This is a genomic window from Arcobacter iocasae (assembly GCF_042214795.1).
Taxonomy (GTDB): domain Bacteria; phylum Campylobacterota; class Campylobacteria; order Campylobacterales; family Arcobacteraceae; genus Arcobacter; species Arcobacter iocasae.
Genome location: NZ_CP090177.1, coordinates 1,399,552 through 1,424,492, shown reverse-complemented (window position 1 = coordinate 1,424,492; position 24,941 = coordinate 1,399,552). Strand labels below are relative to the sequence as shown.

The window sequence follows — 24,941 nt, the reverse complement described above, 5'->3', positions numbered from 1 at the left end:
AGAAAAATAAACACTCGGCTTTAACAAAGGCTGGGATTTCTTTGGTGTTTTAGCTTTTATATTTTATTGAAATTTTTTAATTCCTTTTCTGCTATTATCTTTACAACTTAATTTAGGAATTTTAATGAAAGATATTATTAACTCATTTAAAGCAAGTCTCTATGAACGAACTTCTAGTCCACTCATTGGTGCATTTATTTTTTACTGGTTAGTTTGTAATTATAAAATGATTGTAGTCTTATTTGATGATAAAATAGATTCAAGCAAAAAGTTTTTAAGTATAAATGATTTATATATGAATGACTTCTTTCATGGTATCCCTTTAAATGGATTAATTTATCCATTAATTGTAACACTAATATACATTTTAATATTTCCTTGGATTAGTAACTTTATATTTGGTATCTGGATATATCATCAAAATAATTTAAAGACAATTGGTAATAAGAAAGTATTAACTTATAAAGAATATGGAGATTTACAAAGAAGATTTACAGAACTAGAGTTAAGTTTTGATGAGACATTTAGTAAAAAAGATAATGAGATTATTCAATTAAAAAAATTAATTGATGATAAAGAAACATTTACATTAGATATGCAAAAAAGATTAAATGAATTTGAAAAAAAACAAATCCTATACAATCAGAGAAAAGCTGAAATAGATGAACTTAAATTAAATCTTAATAAATGTAATGCACAACTTAATGAAAATAAAGTAATTAAAGATAAACTAGATGAAGAAATTAATTCTCTAAAAGATTCATTTACAGAATTTGACAAAATTAGCTATCAAAATAAGGAACTTATGAATGAATTAACCGAGGCAAAAAGAGAAATAGTTAAACTTAAAGAGCCTCTTAATAAAAAATTATCAGAAGAAACTAATGATATTAATAATATTCTAATTTTTATAGCAAGTAGAGAAAAAACATCTTCCCTTAATTTAACTAATAAATTTAAAGAATTAGAGAATGTTAAATTAAAATACTATATTAATCATTTACTAGAAAAAGGATTTATTACACAAAATAGTATAGATAAAACATATAGTATTCATACATATGGTACAAATTATTTACATGAAAATAATATAATTTAAAAGAGTTTTAGTGATAGGTATTTTTTGAAAGTTCAAGGCTAGAGTGGAAATTTTGTTAGGAGCTTACTGCAGTAAGTGAGTAATAAAATTTCTGCGATAACGCAGAAATTTCGGAAAAGAGCTATTAATAAAACTCTTTTTTAGAAGTCGTCGAAGTCGATTGAACCCTTAGAATAGTTCAGAACATTTCCTTCGAAGAAGTTCGTTCTTTGGTCATTGAAACTACTATAACCATCTACCCATGGAATAGGGTGTTTTACATTGTATTCTGGTTTATATCCTACTGCATCTAATCTTTTATCTGCTAGGTATTGGATATATTGTGTGATGATTGCATCAGTGAAACCTAGGATTTGACCTTGAGTAATATATGATCCCCATGCAGCTTCTAGTTCTACAGCTTTTCTAAACATTGCTCTTACTTTTACTTCTAATTCAGGAGTAAATAAATCAGGTCTTTCTTTTCTTGTAGAGTTAATCATGTTTTGGAAAAGTAATAAATGTGTTACTTCATCTCTTTGGATGAATTTAATCATTTGTGAGCTTCCTAGCATCTTTCCTGATTTACCAAGGGCATATATAGCTGCAAAACCTGCATAGAAGTATAATCCCTCTAAGATTTGATTTGCAAACATTGCTAAAACCATTTTTTCATCTGTAATATCATCAGATAAGTTATCATAAACAGCTGCTATGTAGTTATTTTTTTCTCTTAATTGAGTATCTGTTTTCCATTTGTCATAAATCTCATCTGTATTATCAGAAATTGACTCAACCATAACTGCATATGATTTTGAGTGATTTGCTTCTTCGTATGATTGTCTTGAAAGACAAGCATTGATTTCTGGTACTGTTATATAAGGATTGATATTATCCATCAAGTTATTTGTTTGTAACGAATCCATAAAAATTAGCTGGGATAATACTAAATCATACATTCTCTTTTCAGCAGGTGTTAGGTACTTATAGTCCTTTGCATCTCCTGTCATTTGAACTTCTCTTGGGAACCAAGTATTTGCTTCCATAGTATCCCAAAGATTTAGAGCCCATTGGTACTTCATTTTTGTGAAGTTTATCATACCATCTGGATTACCACCAAAAATTCTTCTATCGCTTAAACTCTCTTTTGATTCTGGATTATATATTGTTTTTCTAGCCACTTTTTTACCTTATATTATTTTTATCATTCAATAGGAAAATCAGGTTATCTTATTGACAACCTGCACACTCCATACTTCTATCTTCTACATCATTTGAAGCTTCAGGTGATTGACTTCTTAGGTAATAAGTTGATTTTAAACCTAACTGCCAAGCTAAAGTATAAATCTGATGCATATATTTTCCACTTGCTTTATCTAAAGAAAGGAAAATATTTGTACTTTGACCTTGATCTATCCATTTTTGTCTTACTGCTGCTGCTTTGATTATATCCAATTGATCTACTTCATAAGCTGGTGTATAATAAGACCAAGTTTCAGGGCTAAGTTTTGGAACAACTACTGGAATAAGTCCTGATAAGTTCTCTTCATACCATTTTCTTTTATAAACTGGCTCAATAGCTTGAGTAGTTCCAACTAAAATAGAAATAGATGATGTTGGAGCAACTGCCATTAAATAACCATTTCTCATACCATCTTTTTTTACTTGTGCTCTTAGTGCATCCCAATCATATCCTGTATCAAATAAATCTTTTTCTACTAATGCATTAACAGCTTGTGGTGCATGGTCATGTGGCATAATACCTTTTGACCAATTTGAACCATCAAAAGTAGGGTATTTACCTTTTTCAACTGCAAGTTCTGCACTTGATTTGATAGCATTATATGAAATTGCTTCCATAACTTTATCTATTTTTTTCAAGTGGTCAACACTTCCCCAAACAAGTTTTTCTTCCGCTAACATTTGAGCTTCACCCATCACACCAAGACCTATACTTCTTGATTTTAAATTTGTAGCTTTTACTTTTCTAAGAGGGTAGAAATTTAAATCAATAACATTATCAAGCATTCTAATAGCAGTTGGTACTACTCTTTCAATATCTTCTTTTGTATGAATTTTACTTAAGTTTACAGATGCCAGATTACAAACAGCTGTATCACCATCTGTTTTTTCTTTTTCTACTATAAAGATTTTCTTACCACCAATAGAATCAAGAGCTGTGATTTTATTAGCTTTTTTTACGATTCCTGAATCTACTGTTAATGTATCTTCTTCATCATGTACTTCTATTGTACCATCTTCAAACTCTAGCTTTATCTTGTATTTATTTGGGTTTGTATTTTGGAATATCTCTGTACATAAATTTGAGCTTCTGATATGTCCAACATGAGCATTTGGATTTGCTCTATTTGCATTATCTTTGAAACATAAAAATGGAGAACCTGATTCAAAATATGAAGTTAAAATTTTCTTCCATAAATCTTTTGCTTTTATTCTATCTTTTACTATTGAGTCATCATGTTCATATTCGATATATCTTTTTTCAAAAGCATCCCCATGAAGTTCACTTAAATCTTTTACATCATTTGGATCAAATAGTGTCCAATGTGAATCTTCCATAATTCTTTGCATGAAAAGGTCACAAATCCAAAGAGAAGGGAATAAATCATGTGCTCTTCTTCTTTCTTCTCCTGAGTTTTTCTTTAAGTCAAGAAAATCAGAAATATCCATGTGCCAAGGCTCTAAATAAACTGCGATTGCCCCTTTTCTAGTACCTAATTGGTCAACTGCGATTGCAATATCATTTGTAATTTTTAAAAATGGAACAGTACCACCAGCAGCACTTTTGTGTCCATCAATTGCTCCACCTAATGATCTAATTTGATTCCAATCCCAACCAATACCACCACCATATTTAGATAATAGTGCCATCTCTTTATAACCATCAAAAATACCTTCAATATTATCAGGACTTGAACCTATATAACAAGATGATAATTGATGTCTATTTGTTCTTGCATTACTTAATGTTGGAGTTGCTAACATAACTTCAAATTTAGAAACAACATCATAAAACTCTTTTGCTCTTGCTTGTTTATCATCTTCATCTTGTGCTAAGAACATAGCAATACCCATAAACATATGTTGTGGTAACTCTATTGGGTCAGAATTTTTGTCTTTGATTAGATATCTATCATATAAAGTTTTAATACCAAGATAATTAAATTGTAAATCTCTCTCTGGTTTTAAATAGTTATTTAAATCTTCTAAATCATACCCTCTTTCAAGTCCAGGAATCATTCTTCCTGCATCTTGTGCAGTTTTTATATAATCACTCATATGAGAATAAGCTTCACCTTTTACACTATTTGTTGTTCTACCAACTCTGTGGTATAAATTAAATATAAATAGTCTAGCTGCTACAAAAGTCCAGTTAGGAACATCAATATCAATTTTTTCAATAGCTGTTTTTATTAAAGCATCTTGAATATCAGATGAACTCATTCCATCTATGAATTTAATTTGAGCATCTAGTTCTAATTCACTTTGAGAAACCCCTTCTAAACCTTCAGTTGCTGCTATTGACATCTTTTGGATTTTAGTTATATCTAAAACCTCTTTTCTTCCATTTCTTTTTTGGATCATTAAAGCCATCGTATTACCTTTGATAGTTATATTTTCTTATTTAAAAACTCTTTTAAAAATTGCATCTACATTTTTAGTGTAGTAGTCAAAATTAAAACACTCTCTTATTTGCTCTTCTGATAAAGAATTTCTTAACTCTTCATCTCCTAATAAATATTGTAAATATAAAGATTCACCTTTTTCATTTGTGCTAGGTTTACCTTGTTGTATCTCTTCCCATACTTTCATTGCATTTCTTTGAACTATTCTATAAGCATCTTCTCTTGAAACTCCAGCTTTTGGAAGTTCTAATAATACTCTTTGTGAAAATACTAATCCGCCAGTTAAATTTAAATTCTTCATCATATTTTCTGGCATAACTGATAAGTTTGCAATTACACTGTTCATTCTATGAAGCATAAAATCACTTGTGATAAATGCATCTGGTAACCAAAATCTCTCAGTTGATGAGTGTGAGATATCTCTTTCATGCCATAAAGCAACATTTTCCATAGCAGGAGCTGCATATGATCTAATCATTCTTGCAAGTCCAGTTATATTTTCTGTTAAAATAGGATTTCTTTTGTGTGGCATAGCAGAAGAACCTTTTTGCCCTTTTGCAAAATACTCTTCAGCTTCATAAACTTCTGTTCTTTGTAGGTGTCTTACTTGTACTGCAAACTTTTCAACAGAACTTGCAAGTAATGCTAAAGCAGTTGCAAGTCTTGCATATCTATCTCTATGAATTACTTGATTTGAACAAGGTTCTGGTTTAAGTCCAAGTTCTTCCATTGCATACTCTTCAAGTTCAAGTGGTGCGTGGGCAAAGTTACCCATAGCTCCAGAGATTTGACCCACAGAAATCACTTCCATAGTCTCTTCAAGATTTTTAAGATGTCTTGATACTTCATCATACCAAACAGCTAAAGTCAAACCAAAAGTAATAGGTTCACCATGAATACCATGACTTCTTCCTACCATTAAAGTAAATTTGTGCTCTTCGGCTCTTTTTTTAATAGACTCCATTAACATCTTCACATCTTCAATAATGATTTTTAAAGAATCTCTCATTTGAATTGCGACACCAGTATCAACAGCATCTGAAGAAGTCATACCATAGTGAAACCATCTTGACTCAGAACCAAGTGATTCAGATACGCTTGTATTAAATGCAATTAAATCATGCTTTGTAACAGCTTCGATTTCTTCTATTCTCTCAACAGAAAAAGTAGCATTTTTAACTATCTTTTCACAATCTTCATCAGGTATAAGTCCTATTCTATTCCAAGCTTTTACAGCTGCTTTTTCTACTTCAAGCCAAGCTGCATATCTTGCCTGTTGAGTCCACTTTGAACTCATCTCTTCTCTTGCGTATCTTTCAACCATTAATAAATTCCTTATAGCATTTTCTACATTTTTATCATAAATTTCGATTTTTTTTAATATGATATGTTATCTACTTTAGTCAAAGAATCTTATTAATTTTTGGTTAATTTTTACTTAATTTAAGGATATAGTTTTGCCGTTTATACTAAAAGAATACCCCGCACTTTCTGGAGAAAAAATCCAAGTGCATTTAGTCAAGAATTTAAAGATAAAGACCTCTACCGCGCAAAAGTCAATTAGTAAAGGAAGAGTTTTTGATGAAGCTTTCAATACTTTAAAATATGGAGACATCATTGATTCTGATTTGATTTATATGGCTCAATTTGAAGGTCATACAAGAGGCTTAAAACCCCTATTTCAAACCAATTACTTTGCTATTTTTGAAAAGCCCTCTGGAATTGTTGTTCATCCAATCAGTAAAAATACTGAATACTGTTTATTGGATGAAGTTCGTTATCACTTCGGGCCTGATGCCAATTTAGTACATAGAATTGATGCTGAAACTTCTGGATTAATAATGTGTGCCAAAGATAGGGACATAGAATCTAAGCTAAAATTAATGTTTGAAGAGAAAAAGTATCAAAAATCATACTTAGCCATAGTAAGAGGTCATATAAAAGAGTCAGTTATCATTGATACTTCTATTCAAAAAGAGGGCAAAAACATAGGTGTTAGAATGGCAGCAGGAGCCCAAGGAAAAAAATCAAAAACAATAATCAATCCAATAAAATATGATGAAAAAAAAGATTTAACTTTGGTAGAAGCCGTACCAGTTACTGGAAGACAGCACCAAATAAGAGTGCATCTTTATTCAATAGGACATCCTATCTTTGGCGATCCAATATATGGGGTTGATGATGATTTTGCGGATGCTTATTTAGATAGACTTTTAGATGACAAAAGAAGAGAAGAGGTTAGTGGTTCACATAGACTATGGCTTCATGCTAACTACTTGGAATTTAATTATGAAAATACTTTATACAAAATTTATTCTAAAAACAGAGATCTTTATGAGCAGTTTTTAGAAGATAATTGATTTTATGAAGCTAAAGTACAGTTAAAACAGTTTGAAATATCATTGCACTTTGCGCAAGCGGGTGCAGTTTTTCCAATACAGTCATATAAATACTTCTTCCATCTTACATCAGAGGGCTTTAGTTTTGCAAGTGAGCTAAAATTTGCACTCATAAGTTTTCCCATCTCTTCTCTAGTTGGTAATCCCAAATCAGAATAAAGATGTCCCATTTGTATAGAAGTTTTTGCAATCAAGGGTGCTAGAGTGATTTTTATTTGCTCATCATTTGCATGTTTAACCAAAAGGTCTAAAACCTCTTTTTCCATAAGTTCTAAATCTCGCATAAAAACTCCTTTAAATTGCTTCTAAATATTTTTTATTATATATCACAATATTCAAAATCCATTCCCTCAGGTCTTTCCAAGCCTTCATTATCTGCTAAATATAGATTTTTTAGCTTTTTTAGCTTAAAAAAAGATTCTGGCAACTCTTTAATATTGTTATCTTCTATATCTAACTCTTCAAGATTTTGTAGTTTCCCTATATTTTGAGGAAGTTTAACCAAAGAGTTTGAGCTAATACTTAAGTTTGTTAGATTATTCAAATCACATACCTCATCAGGAAGTTTTACAAGAAAGTTATTATCTAAAATAAGTATTTTCAAATCTTCTAATTTGCTAACATTAAAATCTAAAGACTTCAAAGAATTATCACTTAAATCAAGTTTTATTAGCATATCATGGGATTCTAAAGATGGTAAATCATCTATTTGATTTCCTTCTAACAATAATGTTTGTAATTCATCTATTTGGGAAATAGATTTAGGTAGCTTTGTTAGATTGTTAAATGAAACATCAAGATAATACAAAGACTTCATCTTAGAAAAACTATCAGGTAGTTCATCTAACTCATTTGTATCTAAAGAAAAATATAAAAGTTTTGATAACTTTCCTAAGTCTTCATCAAGCTTTTTAATCTTATTTGCAGCAAGAGTCAACCTTGTGAGGCTTTTTAAATCATATAACTCTTTTGGCAACTCTTCTAGTCTATTACCATTTAGATTTAAAATCAACAGTTTTGAAAGCTTGCCAATACTACTTGGTATCTCACTTAAAAGATTATTCTCACATTGTAGATTTTTTAAGTATTTAAAATCACCAATACAATTTGGTAATTTTTTTAATCTATTATTTGATAGTTTTAGTACAGTAAGATTTTGTAATACACCAAAGGATTCAGGAAGTTCTCTTATTTTCTTTTTTGATAAATCTAAATGTGTCATTTCATTTATATCATCAATATGAGTAGAGATATAAGAGTTTAAACCATTAACATTAACCCATTTAATAAAATCTTCTATTTCACTTCTCATTTTATCCCTTTAATCTATCATTCATAGCATCTATTAAAAATGAAATTTCTTCATAATCAACAAATCCAAAATCGACCATATTAAACAATGCCATAAGAGGTTTTCTACAACAGGTTTTATTACATCCTGTTACTAGTTTTTTAGCTTTTTTATATGGAAGATCCGTTTTTTCAAATATTTTTACTGCATCAAGAATCGATTTCTGTCCACACTCACAAATAAGTTTATCTTTTAAATCTTCCATGTTATATCACTTTAAATAAGGGTGTTCTTCTAAAAAACTCTCCACATCTTTCATGGCCATTCCTATCTCTTCACTAAGTTTTGGCAACTTATCATATTCTGTCCAAATTGTATCTTCAACTATGTCATGTACGACACCAGCCTTTTCAATAACTTTTCTTTTATATTTTGCTAACTCTTTTTTCTTCTCTTTTTGTTCAGGTGTTAAATCTGCCATCTTCTAGTCTCCTTTTCTGCTTATTAAAGTGCATATAGATTTTCTAACTTTAATTCTGGTTTTTCACCTAAATAAAGCAAAGAAAAATTTCCATCTTTTTTAAACTTATAACTCTCATATAGTTCACTTATCTCTTTTATGTCTTTTGGGATAAAAGCAAATATTTTCTTTAACCCTCGATAATACAAAACTCCTCTTAAAAGCTTTTCAGCATCTAAGTAAGATTCATTTTGCATAAGCCAAGGTGAGATTTTTATATATCTTTTATTTACTACATAAGAGTGCATAAATCCACTTGTTGTTGATAGTTTCAAAGAGTTTGTAAATACACAATCTTTTTTTATATACTCTTCCCTATCATCTAAAAAGACTTCCCTATCTATTTTTCTAGATATATCATCATAGTTTTCTCCACTTACTTGTTTCGCAGTTGAATTTGAAAAGTTAAAAGCAACCGCTTCCCCACTGTGTAAGTATCTTAAAAATTTTGAATGTTCTTGAAAATTAAAAGCTGTAAAATATGAAGCTAACTTATCTTCTATTAGTACATATATATTCATACTTGACACATTTTGAACTAATAATTTAATAAGTCTTGTAAGTACATCTTTGTGTGTATCCAAAGCTTTAATTACATTTATAAATACATGTTTACTAAAAGCATAAGCACTAACTACCCCTACAATTTTACCATCTTCATAGGCAGCAAAACAGTATTGAGGGAATATCTCATATGTTTGTTTTAACAATTCCAAGTCAAAAAGAGTATCACTTTCTAATATACTAGAAAGTTCTTCCTCAAAATCATTTCTTAAATATCCAACGAACATAAGTATAACTCTTCCAATTCTTTTATATCTAACACTTTTTTTCTATTTGTAACCATTTCTCTAACCAATGGCAATAACTTTTGTAAGCTCTCTTTTGTAGGAGTGATTCCTAAAGTTTGTAAGTGAAAAAGTAAAGTAGATGTTCCTGAGTGTTTTCCTATAGGGAAATATCTCTCTAATCCAACTTCCATTGGAGTAAACGGCTCATAAGCACTTTTTGATTTCATCATTCCATTTACATGAATACCAGACTCATGGGAAAAGATATACTCTCCAACAATAGGTAAATTAGTATCTATTCTTCTATTTGATGCTAATCCTACTGTTTGAATAAGTGCTTTTAATTTATCAGATTTTATTTGTGTATCTTTTCCAAGAAGTCTTGCCAAAGTCATCAATACTTGTTCAAAAGAGGCATTTCCCGCGCGTTCACCTAACCCAATAACGGTAGTATTGGCACTTTTTGCTCCTGCTTCATAACCCGAAATAGCATTTGCTGTCGCCATACCAAAATCATTATGGGTATGCATTTCAATATCAAGTAAATCTAACTTTGTAAGCTCACTAATATTTTGATAAGTTTTTGTAGGAGTTAATATTCCAACTGTATCACAATATCTAAATCTATTTGCACCAAGACTTTTTCCTAGTGCCAAAATCTCTTTTAAAAAGTTCAAATCAGCTCTACTTGAATCTTCTCCTCCAATGCAAACAAATAAGCCTTCTTTTTTTGCATGTAGAATCACCTTTTCAAGTTGAGATAAGACTTTTTGTTTATCTCCACCAAATTTCACATCAATTAAGATATCTGAAACAGGAATTGATAAATCAACTGATTTGAGCCCACACTCTAAGGAAGCTTCTAAATCGCTCATTGTTGCTCTATTCCAACTCATGATTGGAATAGGAAGATTTAAAGCTAATATCTCTTTTAGGTCTTCTTGTTCTTTTTTCCCCATTGCAGGAATTCCAACTTCAAGTTCATCTGCGCCCGCTTCATAAAGTTTTTGGGCAATATCTAATTTTTCTTTTGTATTAAATGCTACATAAGGAGCTTGTTCGCCATCTCGTAATGTTGTGTCATTTATAAGAAACATTATTTTGCCTTTTGTTGGATTAAAAGTATAGTTGCAAAATCTATTCCATAGAATTTAGAAGTTAGGTTTTACCCTAACTCTTTCTCTGATTTTGCTTCATTAGCAAAGAAATATTTTTGAGCTGCTGCAAAAACTGATTTTTCTATTGGTTGAAGTGCATATGAATCATCTGAAATCAAGTTTATTTGAGCCAATTCATCTTGAGGACATCCACCAATTTTTTCTGTTAATAAAATATCAACATCTTTTAAAGTATTTTTGATCTCTTCAATTGGATATGAACCATCACAATCTTCAGGACCTTTGCAGTATGCATTTTCAACTTTTCTATGCATTACAAATTTGATAGCTTTGTCACCAACTTCGTAAATTAGGAACTCTGTAGCATTACCAAAGTGTAAGTTTACTGTTCCTTCACCTGCTGTTGTAACAGCTACAAGTTTAGTCTCACCAGCAGAACTTAATTCTTCTTTACTTGCTTGTTCTATTTTGATTCTATCATTTGCAGCATCAAGTGCAGCTCTCCAGTTTTCAATAACTTCATGTTTTTTAGCTCTTGCTTCCATATTATATTGATCTTGTAACTCTTCCCAAGACATGTTTTGGAAAACATCAGGAGTAAACTCTTCTCCTCTATCTTCTCCAATCAGTCCAACAGCATCTGCTCGACATTGTCTACAGTGACTCATTAGTTTCATATCCATACCACATGCTTCTTGAGCAGCCATTACTTCTTGATCAGTAGCACTTGCTTGTCCATTAAGACCATAATATGTTCCATACTCTTCTTTTGAAAGAAGTGGCATAATGTTGTGTAAAAATACATTTAGCTCTTTTAATTTTTTAGCAACATTTACTAACTCTTTATCATTAACCCCAGGGATTAAAACAGAGTTTGCTTTTACTAAAATACCTCTTTCAGTTAGCATTTTAATACCTTTTAGTTGTTGTTCTAAAAGAATTTTTGCACCTTCTGCCCCAAATACTTTTTCATGATTCCAGTGAACCCATGGATAAATCTTAGCACCAATTTCTCCAGTTGGATCAACTGAATTAATAGTAACTGTTACATGATCAACATTGTATTTAACCATCTCATCAACATAATCAGGAAGTCTAAGTCCATTTGTTGATAAACATAGTTTTTGATCTGGTGCTTTTTCATGAAGCATTCTAAAAGTATCAAATGTTTTTTTAGGGTTTGCTAGTGCATCTCCAGGTCCTGCTATTCCTACAACTGAAAGTTGTTGAATATCACCACCAACATATAAAACCTTTTTAACTGCATCTTCAGGACTTAATTTTGCTGAAGTAACACCAGGACGACTCTCATTTGAACAATCAAATTTTCTATTACAGTAGTTACATTGGATATTACAAGCAGGTGCAACAGCTACATGAATTCTCGCATAGTGTTGGTGAGCACCCTCAGAATAACATGGATGGTTGTTAATCTTATCCATAACTTCTTGTTGTAATTCCTCTTGTGTACTACTAGATGTACAAGAACAACTCATAGTATCTCCTTTTTTTATTTCTGTTTTACTTTATGCATATAGCGTTCCATAAAATTATTAGGAATGAAATATGCATCTATACTCTTTATTAAGGAGAAAAAATGATTCCAGTAATTTTTTATGAAAAAGTTGGATGTGTAAATAACACCAAACAAAAGAAGAGATTAAAAGACTTTGGCTTCAATGTTATTAGTACAGATTTATTGAAAACAAACTTTTCAAAAAACCAACTACTTAACTTTTTTGAGAATAAAAGTATAAAAGAGTGCATAAATCCAAATGCCCCACTTGTAAAAAACAAGGAGATAGATTTAGATAATACTTCTGATGAGGAGTTACTAAATCTTATGATTTCAAATCCTATTTTAATAAAAAGACCTCTTATAACAATTGGTACAAATAAATTTTGTGGATTTGATTTAAATAAAATTTTAGATTTTAAATTAAGGGAGTTAAGATGAGTATACAAGATAGTATAAAAGAGCAACTTCTCCAAGAAGTATTTTCAAATATAGATAATATATATGATTTTATGGAGACAAGATTTGATATGGATAAACACTGTGATGAAGATATAATAAAAAAACTAAATGAACTCAAAGATGTAGTTTATAAGGTATCAACACTTAGTGACCTATCATAAACAAATAGGTGATGAGTATTAGTTTTAGTCAATTAATTCATACTCATCACTTATTCATTCATATTAGTTCATGGTCATTTCTAACATTTTTCCATTTATAATTTCTGCAAACTCTACTCCATAATCGTAACATTGGGCAAGTTCTTCTGTTGTGGGTATTAGTTTTATTTTTAAAGAATCCATTGGAGGAACTCTAAAGTTTAGGGATTTTAATCTATGTAAAATCATATCAATAGCTTCACCGCTCCAACCATAAGAACCAAAGGCACCTCCTGTTTTTCCCTTTTTTTCCAACAACATCATACATGAGAGCAGATCCCAAACAGGTTTTGGGGCATCTGCATTAATTGTTGGTGTTCCTATTAAAACACCATCACTCTCTTCAAGTATATTTATCATATTTGATTCTTCAATAGAGGCTAAATCATATACATTGGTGATGATTCCATCAACACTTTCCGCACCTTCAAATATAGCTTCAGCCATATCTTTAGTATTTTTGTAACTTGTTAGATAAAAAATAGACAAGATTTTTTTACCATGTGCACTATCTTTATAGTTATCTTGGCTCCATTTTCTATAATAATCAATATACTGTTTTGGATTATCTCTTAATATTGGTCCATGTAAAGTTGCAATCATATCAATTTCAAGCTTATCATAAAGCTTGATTGCATTTAAAGCATAAGATTTAAAGGGTCTCATAATATGGTCATAATAGTATTTAAATGCGTAAAAAAAATCTCCAACTAAATCATCAAACAGTCTTCTATCGTGATAATGACTTCCAAAAACATCCCCTGAAAAGAGTAATTTATCCTCTACCACATATGAACTCATAGTTTCTGGCCAATGTAAATATGGCGTTGTAAGAAATTTGATTGTTTTATTACCTAAGGTCAAACTTTTATTTGTCCAGACTGTCTCAAAATCAATATTTTCGTTTCTTGTTATTGCTTTTAACATAGGTGTTGCTTGGGGAGAGATTAAAACTTTTGCCCTTGGAGCTCTATTTATTAATTCAGGAATTGCTCCTGCGTGGTCTGGTTCTAAGTGATGTGAAATAACATATTTAATCTCATCATAAGAACACAAAGCTTCAATTTTTTTGAAAAACTCATCTTGAAACTCCAGTTTTACAGTATCTAGAATAATCACACCTTCATCTGTTTTGATTAAATAAGCATTATATGATGAGCCATTGGCTGTTTTCATAATAATATCAAAAGTTCTAATATCTGGATCAAATGATCCTATAAAATAAATATTTGGTGCAATTTCTATAGGTTTATTTGAATACATGTTATTAACCTATCAACCTTCTCATCCAAATGGGAGGGTTCTCTTTCATTTTAATTAATTTTTGTAGAATTTCTTCTATCTTTTCATTTTCAGCACTTGCTTGCATTGGAAATATTTTTGAAGCTTTTACCATCAAAGAGGCTTTTGGTCCGATTTGTTGAACATATAAAATATCACAACCTTCACAACATTCAATTTTGTAATTAAGTTTCTCTATTTCATCTTCAATCTCAATTGAAGAATCAACTGATTTTACAAAAGTATAATTATCATCTTTTATTTCATAAATATAAAACTCTTTTGCCCAACCAAAATGTTGGTTTACATGAATATTATCTTTAGAAGCAAATGCAATTCTCATAATATATATAACCTAACTCTTGGGTCAATTACCTTTTCTAAAGTACCTTTTATCATCTCATAAGTTCCCGTACTTGCAATTGAACACCCAACACAAGCGCCTTGATAAGCAAGTCTTAGTTCTATTTCTGGTTCATTTACATAATCTATTAGTAAAATATTCCCACCATCTTTTAATAAAATTGGTCTAATAAATCTATCTAAAGTATCATTGATGATTTCTAGTTGTTTTTCCATGCTTTGAGCTCTAAAATGCTCATTTAATTCCACATTGGTTGCTAGATCTTTATCTATACCTGTTAATTGAATACTTGCCATTGCATGACCGTTTTTTGCAGCTTTTAACATACAGTCAAAACCTTCTCTTACCCCATCTAAATTTTGTCTATCTTGAAGTAAAACAAGAGCTAATCTAAAGGCTGCTTGGGTATGATTTTTTCTAACTGCTTTTCTAAAATACTCTTTTGCTTTTTCTATATCTTCTTCAACACCAATTTTTGTTTGATACATAAGTGCCAAATTAAAATTTGCAGAATCATTATCATAAGAACTAGCTTTCTCAAACCAATCTTTAGCTATAGAATAATCCTTTTCTACACCTTCACCTTTTAAGTACATCAAACCTAAATTTGCCATAGCTTGATCATTTTTTAATTTTGCTTCTTCTTCCCAAATACTATAGGCCTTTTCAAAGTCTTTGTTTTTATATGCAGCTAATGCAGTTCTATGTTCCATAAATCTTCTTCCTTCATTTGGCTTTGGTATTTCTCTTTTTGCTTTTAATTCTCTTTTTAAGTGTTCTTCTAAATATGTATGTGCAAGTTCAACTGCCTCATCAAAATCTTCACTTGAAGCTTTTATATCAAAATCAAAAAACTCTACTAAAAAAGCATCTCCAACTTCATTTTCTCCACTATATGTTTCAAAGGGATAGTCTAAAGACAGATAATATTCTAAATCTTTTTCCATATTCAACTCAATTAGTTTTTATCACACTCACATGAGCAAGATGTAGTTCCAGAGTCCAATAAACTCTCACAATTGTCTTTTGTAACAACTTTGCACGACTTGCTTAAAATATTTCTATATATATCTTCTATTGTTAAGTAAGTTTTTGCTGCACTATAAACTTTTACTTTATTTTCATTTAGATGATTAAAGACACCTTCACCCATATGATAAAAAATAGTACTTTTTGCACCTAACTCTTCTACACATTTTGCTGTTTCAAGCCCATTTCCACATCCAATATTTTCTTTTACATTAAAATATCCAGAACTTAAATCTAGTAAGGCAAAATATGGAGCATTTCCATATAAATCAGAAATTACTGTTGAGTCTTCTTTACTTAATGGTATTGCAATCATTTTAAATCCTTTAAATCATTATATTTTTATCATGCAAAATCTATTCCACAATAAAAGAGGGAACGCTTATTGCAACTACAACAATTAAATATCAGGGTAAGAGATTATCCTCTTTAGTGTTTTCTTATAAAAGTAGATAACAAAGGAACTAAAATGGTAAATAAAAAACTAATACAAGAGTTATTAAGCGAAAGTGCCTGCTCTCATAATAAAGAAAAAAAATCATCATGTGATAAACCAAAACCAGGGGCTACTAGTGGTGGATGCGCTTTTGAAGGGGCTCAAATCGCGCTTTTCCCTTTTGCTGATGTAGTACATTTAGTTCATTCACCTGCCACTTGTATAGGAGCTTCATGGGAAACTAGACAAACTCTAACTTCACACCATGGGGAAAATAATACAATTACTGGATATACAACAGATGTAAATACAAATGATGTAATTTTTGGTGGAGATAAAAAACTAGAAGATGCTATTAATTACATAGTGGAAAATAAAAATCCAAAAGGAATTTTTGTATACGAAACTTGTGTAACTGCAATGATTGGTGATGATATGGATAATACTTGTAATAGGATGGAAGAGAAACACGGTATTCCTATAGTTGTTATTCACTCTCCTGGGTTTGTTGGTGGTAAAAACTTAGGATCAAGACTTGGAGGAGAATCAGTTTTACACCAACTAATAGGAACAAAAGAGCCTGAAGAGATTCACCCTTTTGGAATAAATTTAATTGGTGAATACAATGTTACAGGTGACATGTGGCAATACACTCCAATATTAGAAAAAATAGGGATAAAAGTAGTTTCAACCCTAGCAGGTGATGGAAGGATAGAAAATATCCAAATGGCACATAGGGCAAAACTAAATGTAATAGTTTGTGCTAAATCACTTATCTCTCTAACAAGAAAGATGCAAGAGAGATACAATATACCATATATAAGTATCTCATTTTATGGAAAACGTGATACAACAAATGCAATTATGAGCATAGTAAATGCCTTTGGAGATGAAAAACTTATCAAAAGAGCAAAAGAAGTTATAGAAGAGGAAGAGACAAAACTTGAAAAAGCGTTAACTCCATATAGAAAAATACTTGAAGGGAAAAAAGCTATTTTAAATACAGGTGGGAATAAAACCTGGTCTATAGCATCTGCCTTACAAGATATAGGTATAGATGTGGTTGCAACAAGTGTAAAAAAAGCAACCTTAGAGGATAAAGAGATTTGTGCAACATATGTAAAAATACTTATGAATGATCCAGGAACTGAACAAGCAAAACTAATAGATGAACATAATATTGATATTTTATTAGCAGGTGGACGAAGTTTATATACAGCTATTAAGAAAAAAGTAGCCTTTGTGGATGTAAATCAAGAGAAAAAAGTAAGTTATGGGGCATATAGTGGACTTATAAATTTAGCAAAAGATGTCTCTAATGCAGTTAATAACAAGGTATTTAAAGTTGTCGGAAGTCCAGAACCTTGGAATTAAAAAAATTACTTAATTAATTATATTTTATCTAATATTAAGAAAGTATTAATATAATGTTATTATAACTTTGTTAAAGGATAAATATGATTAATATGACAAATATAAATAATTTCAATGCCTTTGCTAATATATCAAATACACTTAATACCAATCCTAAAAGTTCAACTTTAGAAATAGAAAAAGATGAAGTTAATGTACAAATTACTGCTTTTACTAAAAAAGTTGAAGGTGATTATTCTACATATAGTGCAGCAGAATTAAGTGAACTCTCTTATAATGAAATAAAAAAAAATTATGAAGAGATTAAAAAGGAATTAGAATCTAGAATGAAAGAATCTCAAGATATTCTAAATTCTGAATCTTTTAAAAATTATCAAAAAAGACTTCTTATTAATAATCCCTCTGAGATAAGAGGTGGTTCTAAAGACCAGGAAGTATATTTTAATGAAGTTACATCAAAGTTTATGAATGAAGATAAAATCACTAATAATATGCTTGATAAGCAATACGGAGAAGTAACAAGAGTAAATAAAGAGACACAAGAATTACTTAACTTTAATGATAAATTCAAAATTGTTAATTATTTTGATAATGATGAAATAAATAGAGCAATATATTCTAATTATGAGGATAATGCTCAAGTTTTCTATGACTATTCCGATCCTACTGACTTAGATGGTTCTGATGGTTTTTTTGCAGGAAGTTCTTACTCTATCCAAGGTACAGATCTTAAACAAATTGTACAATCAATAGAAGATGCAATTGAATTTATAGATGCTCATGGATTTATATCATCTAATAAACAATTTGATAATCAATATGGTTATAATCATGGATTTATGATTTCAGGAGAAGAAATAACAATTTCTAATAAAACATTTAGCCTATATGAAGTCAAAAAAAGTGTAAAGAATGATTATTCAAAAAATGAGGATAATCAAATTAAAGAGAATACAGAAGTAGATTCAAAAACAGAAGAAATAGAAAATGAAGATATTAAACCAGATTATAATACCTATTCAGCTGCTCAATTAAGACAGATAACTTTTGATGAAGCTAAAAATAATTATGAAGATTTAAAAAGAATTTTAGATGATTCTTTAAAAAATATTTCTACTCTTAATAAAAAAGATACTGATAATCTACTTGCTTTTAAAGCCCAATTAGAAAAAGTAGCTTACCTAAAAGATGATACTTTAAACGAAACGATATACAATAAACTTCAAAATATACAAGATCCTAAAGTGGCAGTATGGAGTAATTTAGCTATTAATGAAAATATAGAAAACCTTCAAAATGGAAATCTTGATTCCATCATAATTGATGGGTTATTAGTTTATCCAAGTGATATTCAAAAAAATGAAGATAACAAAGATAATGATGAAAATCAAAAAGAAGATAAAAATCCTCCAAATACACAGCAAGTGGATGCAAAACCCTTAAATCTTGATTCTATTATAGCTATTGTAGAAAAATCAGCTAAAAATGCAGGTCAAACACCCCCAAAAACCTATAACAAAAATATTATAGAGGCATATTCAAATTTTATTTCTCAATACAATGAGATCAAACATAATCTATTTTCTTAGATTTATATAAAAAGCCGTTATAATTACTTTTATTAAATAAAGGGGAAATATGGATGAAGAGAAAATAAGGAACTATTTTTTTTATTTGGCTTGTATAGTAGTTATTATTGCCGGAGTAAAAATAGCCAGTGAAATTGTAATTGTCTTATTTTTAGCAATCTTTATTTCATCAATAATATCGACTTTAATAAAAATCTTAGACAAAAAGCATATTCCTAAAATCATCTCTTATTTATTAGTACTTGGGTTTTTCACACTTATTTCATTACTTTTAGCTTACATTGTAAATATCTCTTTAAAAGACTTTATAACAAATCTTCCAACTTATGAAGAGAAATTACAACAAACTATTGTAAATATTATTTCATTAGCAGAAAACTATGGCTACTCAATTGATAAAAAGACTATTTTAGATACTTTAAATCTAAACTCATTTTTTGGAATTACTACAAACCTAATTGGAAGTATTGGTACATTTTTATCTAAATTTTTACTTATTATCATTGGTATAGGATTTATTCTAGCCGAATCAAAATCTTTTGAAAAAAAGTTAAAAATACTTTTTAGAAAAGAGAGTGATAAAATAGAACATTTCAACCTTTTTTCAAATAATATACAAAAATATTTTTTAGTAAAAACAGCGACTAGTTTTTTAACAGGATTTTTAGTGGCTATAACTTTAATCTTTTTTGATATTAGCTACCCTATACTTTGGGGTGTAATTGCAATGTTATTTAATTTTATTCCAGTAGTAGGGTCTATTATTGCAGCAATTCCAGCAATACTTTTATCTTTTTTAACAAGTGATTTGAATACTACTTTGATACTAATAGTACTTTATCTTGCAATAAATATTTTTATAAGTAATATTATCGAACCAAAATTTATGGGAAAAGAACTTGGTCTTTCTCCTTTAGTTATATTTTTCTCATTGATTTTGTGGGGTTGGGTATTAGGAATAGTAGGGATGTTTTTAGCAGTTCCTATTACAATGACACTAAAAATTGCCTTTGATTCAAATAAAACTACTAAATGGATATCTCTACTTATGTCAAGTGTAAAAGAATCATAAAATACTTATGCTTCTTTTTCCAATAAAGCTTTCATCAAGGCTGCATTATTTTGTAAATCATAGCCTCTTTCTTTCATCCAATCAGATATTACATCTTTTTTATACTCCAACTCTTTTTCTGCATAAGATTTATATTCTGCTTCCTCATCCCAATTTCCATTCTTATCTAAAAATGAATTTTGAGAGAAAGCACCTTCTATCGTAATCTTAGTAGGTATTGCATTATTATTATCATCAAATCTAAATCCATCTAATTGTACATATTCTGAAGGAGAAGGTGTATAGGCTTCAGAACTTACTACTTTCATATTTCCTTCAAAATCACCATATTTAGTGTTTTGGGGATCTAAATTAACAGGGTTTTTATTATTATTATTGTTTGTTGAAAAAAATCCAATATTAAAATCATTGACTGCTTGATCAATTGCAGACATAAATAACTCCTTAATTACATTGTTATTATATAAATTATAATCACACTTACCTTAATGCTAGATTAAATAATTACTTTTATTATTTTAAAATTATTTTTTTACTTAGGAACACTATTTGCATATATATCAAAAATAATATAGGAAATACCATGGAAAGTATAAGTGCAAAACCTCTACAATTAAACCCTATCAAACTATCTCAACCTATGGGAGCGATGCTTTGTTTTTTAGGAATAAAAAACTGTATGCCACTTATGCATGGAGCGCAAGGTTGTGCTTCATTTACAAAGGTGTTTTTCACAAGACATTTCAATGACCCAATAGCAGTTCAAACAACAGCTGTAAATGATATAACAGCTGTAATTGATGGGGGAGATTATGCCATTTCAGAATCAATTAAAAATATCACTAAAAAAGTACAACCTGATCTTGTAGGTCTTTTTACAACAGGTCTTACGGAGACAAAAGGGGATGATATAAAAGGAGCTTGTTTACTTGTCCAAGACCAACAAAAAATGGTCTATGTAAATACTCCTGATTTTGAAGGTTCTATTGAAAGTGGTTTTGCAAAATCTATTGAAGCAATCATTGACCAACTTGTTGCAAGTGCAAGTGAAGTTGATGTGAATAAAGCAGTAATTATTCCAAATGTAAATCTAAAACCAATAGAGATAGAAAAAATCAAAGACACAATAGCATTATTTGGTTATGAAGTTTTATCTCTTCCTGATTTAAGTGATTCATTAGATGGTCACTTAGGATTAAAGCAAGGTGCTTTAAGTAGTGGAGGAATAACAGTAGAAGATATAGAGAAATTAGGAACTTGTTCACTAGCTATTAGTATAGGAAGTAGTGTAAAAAAAGCTGGAGATAAATTAAAAGCAAAAAATGAAAATATGAAATTACTACATTTTGATTCTTTAGGTGGCTTAGAAGATGGTGATAAGTTTTTCAAAGCCCTTTGCCAAATCAAAAATATCTCAACTCCCCATCCAAGTATTGTTAGATGGAGAAAAAGATTACAAGATGCCATGCTTGATTCTCACTTTGCAATTGGAAGTGCTTCTGTTGTACTCGCACTTGAGCCTGACCAGTGTATAAGCGTTGCAAATACAATTATTGAAGCAGGGGCAAATATAAAAGCAATAATAACTACCCACAAAAATGACTTACTAGATAATATAGAGTGTGAAAATATATTAATTGGTGATTTTGAAGATGTTGAAAAATATCTAAAAGATAGTGATGTATTAATATCAAACTTTCATGGAGAAAGATACACAATGAGACATAAAAAAGCTCTTATGTTAAGAGGGTTTCCTGATTTTGAAGGAGTTGGTAATCAACTAAAAAATGATGTTTTATATGAAGGAAGTACTTACTTACTTTTTGAGTTAGCAAATCTAATAAATCATCATAATCAAGGGGCATTTCATGGGCATTAATTTACAAAGACCAATAGTAAAAGCTTTAGGATTAGAGATGATAAATGGCAGTACCAGGCTCTTAGGTATTCCAAAAGAAAAGGTTCAAGTTGTGATTTCTTTACCTGATATTACAACTTTTAATACACAATTAAATGATGCAATATCTTATTTTAAGAATAGAGCAGAAACATTTGTTATAACTACAAGTAGCATTGATGATTGTGAAAAAATAATAGATGAATATAAGCTAAAAGATAGCCTAATCTCAAGGGAATACAAAGAGTTTTCAAAAACTTTTAGTATAAAAGATGAAAAAAATCAACTAAAAAAGTCTTTAATGATAATCGATACAAATTGTCAAATAACACATAAGGAGATATTATAAATGGAAGTTAAGTATAAAAAAGAGTTTTATATTTTAAAGCAAAAAGAGAGAAAAATTGACTCTGAAGCACCTGCTGTTAAAGTTGAAATGCTAAATGGAGAATCAAAAGTTATAGGAATGATGGCACCTAAAATCCAAATAATGCTTAGCTCTCCTAATATCAAAGATTATAACAATGGATTACATGATGTTTTAAAAAAATTTGAATCCAAAATTTTAGTATATATTATAACAAATAGCTCAAGTAGTGATATTAAAAAGATCACAACTGTATTTGGTTTAGATGAGGGAAATATTTCAAATGATTTTAGTAAATTTTCTTTAAAGTTTGGAGTAAATTTAAGTGAAACTCTAATTGCAAAATCAGTATTCATAATAGATAAAGAGGGTGTAATAAAATATAAAGAGATACCTTCAAATGCTGAGTATAAACTCAACTTAGATGAGTTTGAAACATCATTGGAAGAAGTTATTAATTTCAAAGTAAAAGGACATACTCACGAGAATTGGATGGGAGTATGAAAACTTTATCTAGTGAGTTAAAAACTTGGCTAAAGAATAATGAGTATGAAGAAAATAATTTAAATAAAGCAGGTAAATATGGAAACTCTGCTGTAATGAAAGCAGCAAGAGAAGGGAATCAAAAACTTGTAAAAGAGTTATTAGATTTAAATGTTGACTTAAATATGAAAAATGTAGATGGGAACTCTGCTTTATGGAATGCTTGTTTTGCTTCATCATATGAATGTTTTGAACTTCTTGTAAATGCAGGGATAGAAATAGATTCTAAAAATGTCAATGAGGTAACAGCTTTAATGTATTGTGCAAGTGCTGGAAAAGAAGATTTTGTACAACTTCTTTTAGAAAAAGGAGCTAATAGCTCTTATGAAAATCTTGATGGCTTTAAAGCTATAGATTTAGCAGTTACTCCAAAAATTGTAAAAATGTTAAGAAATGCAAGAGTTTCATAACCAAACAGACATAACAAAAAAGAATGCTTTTACCCAAACTCAATTTATAAATTGGCAAACTCAAGCAAAAGCATATAAAACTTACCCAAAATTTTATAGAAGATATAATCTTGATGATTATGAAGAGTTAAGATTTATAAAAAACTTTGGGAAAGTCACCTATTCAAAAAAATATGGAAATAATGAGGTAAATTTAAGAGTCAATCCAAGTGCGGGTGGACTTTATCCTTGTGAAATTTATATACAAATAAGAGGGATAAAAAAGTTCTTAAATGGAATTTATCACTATGAGCCCCTTAGTAATTCTTTAACTCTAATCCATGAATTAAGTAATGATGGCTTAGAAAGTTATATGAATATAAAACAACAAAAATTTATCTTCTTAGTTAGTAATGTATATTTTAGAAGTTCATGGAAATATGAAAAAAGAGCAATACGATATCTTTTACTTGATACAGGTCACCAATTAGGTTCTATTTATGCAAGTTTAATACTAGAAGATATGGAACATCTTTTTAACTTTAAGTTTAAAAAGAAACAGCTAAATAAAGCCTTCTCTTTTGATAACTATGAACATTTTGTGGCTTCAATTTGTTCAAGTGAGTATAAAGATATTCAAACAAACAAACTAAGAGATAATATACCTTTTGTGCCCCCTTGTGATTATTATATAAAGGAGCCATTTATTGAAGAGTTTTATTCACACTCTTATCATAAAAATTTCGATAAATTAAAAATAGATTTTTTAAAAGAAATATCAAAGGAAAATCTACAAAATGCTATTGATAATAGAAGATCAGTTAGAGCTTTTAAACAAGAAGCCATCACTAAAGAAGATTTTGAAACTATATTAAAAGGCATTTTTATTTTTGCAAAAAAATATGACATAGAAATATTTTTTATAAATCACCTAATATCTGGACTAAAAAAAGGGATTTATAAAGAGTTTAAACTACAAAAAGAGGACGATTTTAGTGAGCTTTCAACAACTTTAGCCTTTAATCAAAAAATAGCAGGAAGCTCAAGTGCAACTATTTTTTTCACTTCAAGAATAAGAACAAACTACTCTTTAGCTCTTATAATTAGTGGTTTTTTAGCCCATATCATATCTTTAAGAGCAACAAATTTACAAATAAGCTCAACTGGAATTGGAGCATATTTTGATGATATTACACAAGATGTTTTAATAACTTCAAACAACATTTTATATCTAATGGCGGTGGGAAGATGAGTAAAGAGACTTATGTAGAACTATATAAAAAATATGAACTTTACCGAAGTGATATTTATATGCTATGTGAAGAAAAACCAGCTGAGATTTTATTTCTTTTTGAAGAAGTTTGTGATGAACTTATAAAACCACTTGGTATAAATACACAACTTCCACAAGAATTTATTCAAAGTGCAAAATCATTTTCTGCCCAAAATACTTTTACTAATGTTTACTTTGCAGAGCTTTCAAATAGGGCATTCTTTCTAAGTGACCTAATAGACTTTTTAGCTTTAATTAGAAGTAAAAAAACTACTTAATTTTTTATGGAACACTATTTGCATATA

The 24,941-nt window shown here is 29.5% G+C and carries 28 protein-coding genes; 13 read left to right on the top strand and 15 right to left on the bottom strand.

Features of this window, described 5'->3' with window-relative positions:
• The first annotated feature begins 124 nt into the window (after positions 1–124).
• Complete coding sequence (locus LXN10_RS07130; RefSeq protein WP_375725166.1) at positions 125–1,099, top strand: coiled-coil domain-containing protein; 975 nt, start codon at positions 125–127, stop codon at positions 1,097–1,099.
• A 140-nt stretch (positions 1,100–1,239) separates the two neighbouring features.
• Here the strand turns inward: LXN10_RS07130 and LXN10_RS07125 are convergent, their stop codons facing one another.
• From LXN10_RS07125 to purB, 3 genes are read right to left on the bottom strand one after another with little or no spacing between them, the layout of a single operon-like run.
• Positions 1,240–2,259, bottom strand: a complete 1,020-nt coding sequence (locus LXN10_RS07125; RefSeq protein WP_375725165.1) for a ribonucleotide-diphosphate reductase subunit beta — start codon at positions 2,257–2,259, stop codon at positions 1,240–1,242.
• Positions 2,260–2,308: 49 nt separating this feature from the next.
• Positions 2,309–4,693 carry a ribonucleoside-diphosphate reductase subunit alpha gene (locus tag LXN10_RS07120; RefSeq protein ID WP_375725164.1) on the bottom strand — a complete coding sequence of 795 codons (2,385 nt, stop codon included), beginning with the start codon at positions 4,691–4,693 and terminating at the stop codon, positions 2,309–2,311.
• A gap of 27 nt (positions 4,694–4,720) precedes the next feature.
• On the bottom strand, positions 4,721–6,049 hold the full coding sequence (purB, locus tag LXN10_RS07115) for an adenylosuccinate lyase (protein ID WP_375725163.1): 1,329 nt from the start codon (positions 6,047–6,049) through the stop codon (positions 4,721–4,723).
• Positions 6,050–6,182: 133 nt separating this feature from the next.
• On the opposite strand from purB, the gene LXN10_RS07110 reads away from it, so the two are divergent.
• A complete protein-coding gene (locus tag LXN10_RS07110) occupies positions 6,183–7,085 on the top strand; it encodes an RluA family pseudouridine synthase (protein WP_375725162.1) in 903 nt (300 codons plus the stop codon).
• 2 nt (positions 7,086–7,087) lie between these two features.
• On the opposite strand, the gene LXN10_RS07105 is transcribed toward LXN10_RS07110, so the two are convergent.
• The 7 genes from LXN10_RS07105 to nifB form a co-directional block, all read right to left on the bottom strand.
• Positions 7,088–7,408 (bottom strand): nitrogen fixation protein NifQ, encoded by a 321-nt coding sequence (locus tag LXN10_RS07105; RefSeq protein WP_375725161.1) that lies wholly within the window; start codon positions 7,406–7,408, stop codon positions 7,088–7,090.
• Positions 7,409–7,443: 35 nt separating this feature from the next.
• Positions 7,444–8,436: a leucine-rich repeat domain-containing protein gene (locus LXN10_RS07100; protein ID WP_375725160.1), complete on the bottom strand. Its 993-nt coding sequence runs from the start codon at positions 8,434–8,436 to the stop codon at positions 7,444–7,446.
• A gap of 1 nt (position 8,437) precedes the next feature.
• Complete coding sequence (locus LXN10_RS07095) at positions 8,438–8,680, bottom strand: hypothetical protein (RefSeq protein WP_375725159.1); 243 nt, start codon at positions 8,678–8,680, stop codon at positions 8,438–8,440.
• 6 nt (positions 8,681–8,686) lie between these two features.
• Complete coding sequence (locus LXN10_RS07090) at positions 8,687–8,896, bottom strand: CCE_0567 family metalloprotein (protein ID WP_375725158.1); 210 nt, start codon at positions 8,894–8,896, stop codon at positions 8,687–8,689.
• A 23-nt stretch (positions 8,897–8,919) separates the two neighbouring features.
• Positions 8,920–9,726 carry a hypothetical protein gene (locus LXN10_RS07085; RefSeq protein WP_013133898.1) on the bottom strand — a complete coding sequence of 269 codons (807 nt, stop codon included), beginning with the start codon at positions 9,724–9,726 and terminating at the stop codon, positions 8,920–8,922.
• A complete protein-coding gene (gene nifV, locus LXN10_RS07080; RefSeq protein WP_129100320.1) occupies positions 9,708–10,823 on the bottom strand; it encodes a homocitrate synthase in 1,116 nt (371 codons plus the stop codon). Before nifV ends, LXN10_RS07085 begins: the two co-directional genes overlap by 19 nt.
• Positions 10,824–10,891: 68 nt before the next feature.
• Positions 10,892–12,340 (bottom strand): nitrogenase cofactor biosynthesis protein NifB, encoded by a 1,449-nt coding sequence (nifB, locus tag LXN10_RS07075; RefSeq protein ID WP_375725157.1) that lies wholly within the window; start codon positions 12,338–12,340, stop codon positions 10,892–10,894.
• Positions 12,341–12,441: 101 nt separating this feature from the next.
• Between nifB and LXN10_RS07070 the strand changes: the two genes are divergently transcribed.
• Both LXN10_RS07070 and LXN10_RS07065 read left to right on the top strand, forming a co-directional pair.
• Positions 12,442–12,801 (top strand): arsenate reductase family protein, encoded by a 360-nt coding sequence (locus LXN10_RS07070; RefSeq protein ID WP_013133894.1) that lies wholly within the window; start codon positions 12,442–12,444, stop codon positions 12,799–12,801.
• Positions 12,798–12,983 (top strand): hypothetical protein, encoded by a 186-nt coding sequence (locus LXN10_RS07065; protein WP_129100323.1) that lies wholly within the window; start codon positions 12,798–12,800, stop codon positions 12,981–12,983. Before LXN10_RS07070 ends, LXN10_RS07065 begins: the two co-directional genes overlap by 4 nt.
• Before the next feature lie 63 nt (positions 12,984–13,046).
• On the opposite strand, the gene LXN10_RS07060 is transcribed toward LXN10_RS07065, so the two are convergent.
• Genes LXN10_RS07060 through LXN10_RS07045 form a run of 4 tightly spaced genes read right to left on the bottom strand, consistent with a single transcriptional unit; the run spans position 13,047 to position 16,012 of the window.
• A complete protein-coding gene (locus LXN10_RS07060; protein WP_375725156.1) occupies positions 13,047–14,285 on the bottom strand; it encodes an FprA family A-type flavoprotein in 1,239 nt (412 codons plus the stop codon).
• Between the two features lie 4 nt (positions 14,286–14,289).
• Positions 14,290–14,646, bottom strand: coding sequence for a NifB/NifX family molybdenum-iron cluster-binding protein (locus LXN10_RS07055; protein ID WP_375725155.1), 357 nt, complete (start codon positions 14,644–14,646; stop codon positions 14,290–14,292).
• On the bottom strand, positions 14,643–15,614 hold the full coding sequence (locus tag LXN10_RS07050; RefSeq protein ID WP_013133890.1) for a NifU family protein: 972 nt from the start codon (positions 15,612–15,614) through the stop codon (positions 14,643–14,645). Before LXN10_RS07050 ends, LXN10_RS07055 begins: the two co-directional genes overlap by 4 nt.
• Before the next feature lie 11 nt (positions 15,615–15,625).
• Entirely contained in the window at positions 15,626–16,012 is a 387-nt protein-coding gene (locus tag LXN10_RS07045; protein ID WP_375725154.1) for a NifB/NifX family molybdenum-iron cluster-binding protein, read from the bottom strand.
• A 153-nt stretch (positions 16,013–16,165) separates the two neighbouring features.
• On the opposite strand from LXN10_RS07045, the gene LXN10_RS07040 reads away from it, so the two are divergent.
• The 3 genes from LXN10_RS07040 to LXN10_RS07030 all read left to right on the top strand — a co-directional run bounded on the left by LXN10_RS07040 (position 16,166) and on the right by LXN10_RS07030 (position 20,167).
• The gene (locus LXN10_RS07040; protein WP_375725153.1) at positions 16,166–17,506 is read left to right on the top strand and encodes a nitrogenase component 1; all 1,341 of its coding nucleotides are present in this window, start codon (positions 16,166–16,168) and stop codon (positions 17,504–17,506) included.
• An 83-nt stretch (positions 17,507–17,589) separates the two neighbouring features.
• Complete coding sequence (locus LXN10_RS07035) at positions 17,590–19,095, top strand: hypothetical protein (RefSeq protein ID WP_375725152.1); 1,506 nt, start codon at positions 17,590–17,592, stop codon at positions 19,093–19,095.
• 49 nt (positions 19,096–19,144) lie between these two features.
• The gene (locus tag LXN10_RS07030; protein WP_375725151.1) at positions 19,145–20,167 is read left to right on the top strand and encodes an AI-2E family transporter; all 1,023 of its coding nucleotides are present in this window, start codon (positions 19,145–19,147) and stop codon (positions 20,165–20,167) included.
• A gap of 5 nt (positions 20,168–20,172) precedes the next feature.
• Here LXN10_RS07030 and LXN10_RS07025 read toward each other — a convergent pair whose 3' ends face one another.
• Positions 20,173–20,601 (bottom strand): hypothetical protein, encoded by a 429-nt coding sequence (locus LXN10_RS07025; RefSeq protein ID WP_375725150.1) that lies wholly within the window; start codon positions 20,599–20,601, stop codon positions 20,173–20,175.
• Between the two features lie 149 nt (positions 20,602–20,750).
• Between LXN10_RS07025 and nifN the strand changes: the two genes are divergently transcribed.
• From nifN to LXN10_RS06995, 6 genes are read left to right on the top strand one after another with little or no spacing between them, the layout of a single operon-like run.
• Complete coding sequence (gene nifN, locus LXN10_RS07020) at positions 20,751–22,046, top strand: nitrogenase iron-molybdenum cofactor biosynthesis protein NifN (RefSeq protein WP_375725149.1); 1,296 nt, start codon at positions 20,751–20,753, stop codon at positions 22,044–22,046.
• Positions 22,036–22,413 (top strand): hypothetical protein, encoded by a 378-nt coding sequence (locus tag LXN10_RS07015; RefSeq protein WP_375725148.1) that lies wholly within the window; start codon positions 22,036–22,038, stop codon positions 22,411–22,413. The genes nifN and LXN10_RS07015 overlap by 11 nt, the downstream gene beginning before the upstream one ends.
• Positions 22,414–22,935 carry a hypothetical protein gene (locus LXN10_RS07010; RefSeq protein WP_375725147.1) on the top strand — a complete coding sequence of 174 codons (522 nt, stop codon included), beginning with the start codon at positions 22,414–22,416 and terminating at the stop codon, positions 22,933–22,935. It begins immediately after the preceding gene.
• Positions 22,932–23,384 (top strand): ankyrin repeat domain-containing protein, encoded by a 453-nt coding sequence (locus tag LXN10_RS07005; protein WP_375725146.1) that lies wholly within the window; start codon positions 22,932–22,934, stop codon positions 23,382–23,384. Before LXN10_RS07010 ends, LXN10_RS07005 begins: the two co-directional genes overlap by 4 nt.
• Positions 23,368–24,615 carry a SagB family peptide dehydrogenase gene (locus LXN10_RS07000; protein WP_375725145.1) on the top strand — a complete coding sequence of 416 codons (1,248 nt, stop codon included), beginning with the start codon at positions 23,368–23,370 and terminating at the stop codon, positions 24,613–24,615. Before LXN10_RS07005 ends, LXN10_RS07000 begins: the two co-directional genes overlap by 17 nt.
• Positions 24,612–24,914, top strand: coding sequence for a hypothetical protein (locus LXN10_RS06995; RefSeq protein ID WP_375725144.1), 303 nt, complete (start codon positions 24,612–24,614; stop codon positions 24,912–24,914). Before LXN10_RS07000 ends, LXN10_RS06995 begins: the two co-directional genes overlap by 4 nt.
• Positions 24,915–24,941: the final 27 nt, after the last annotated feature.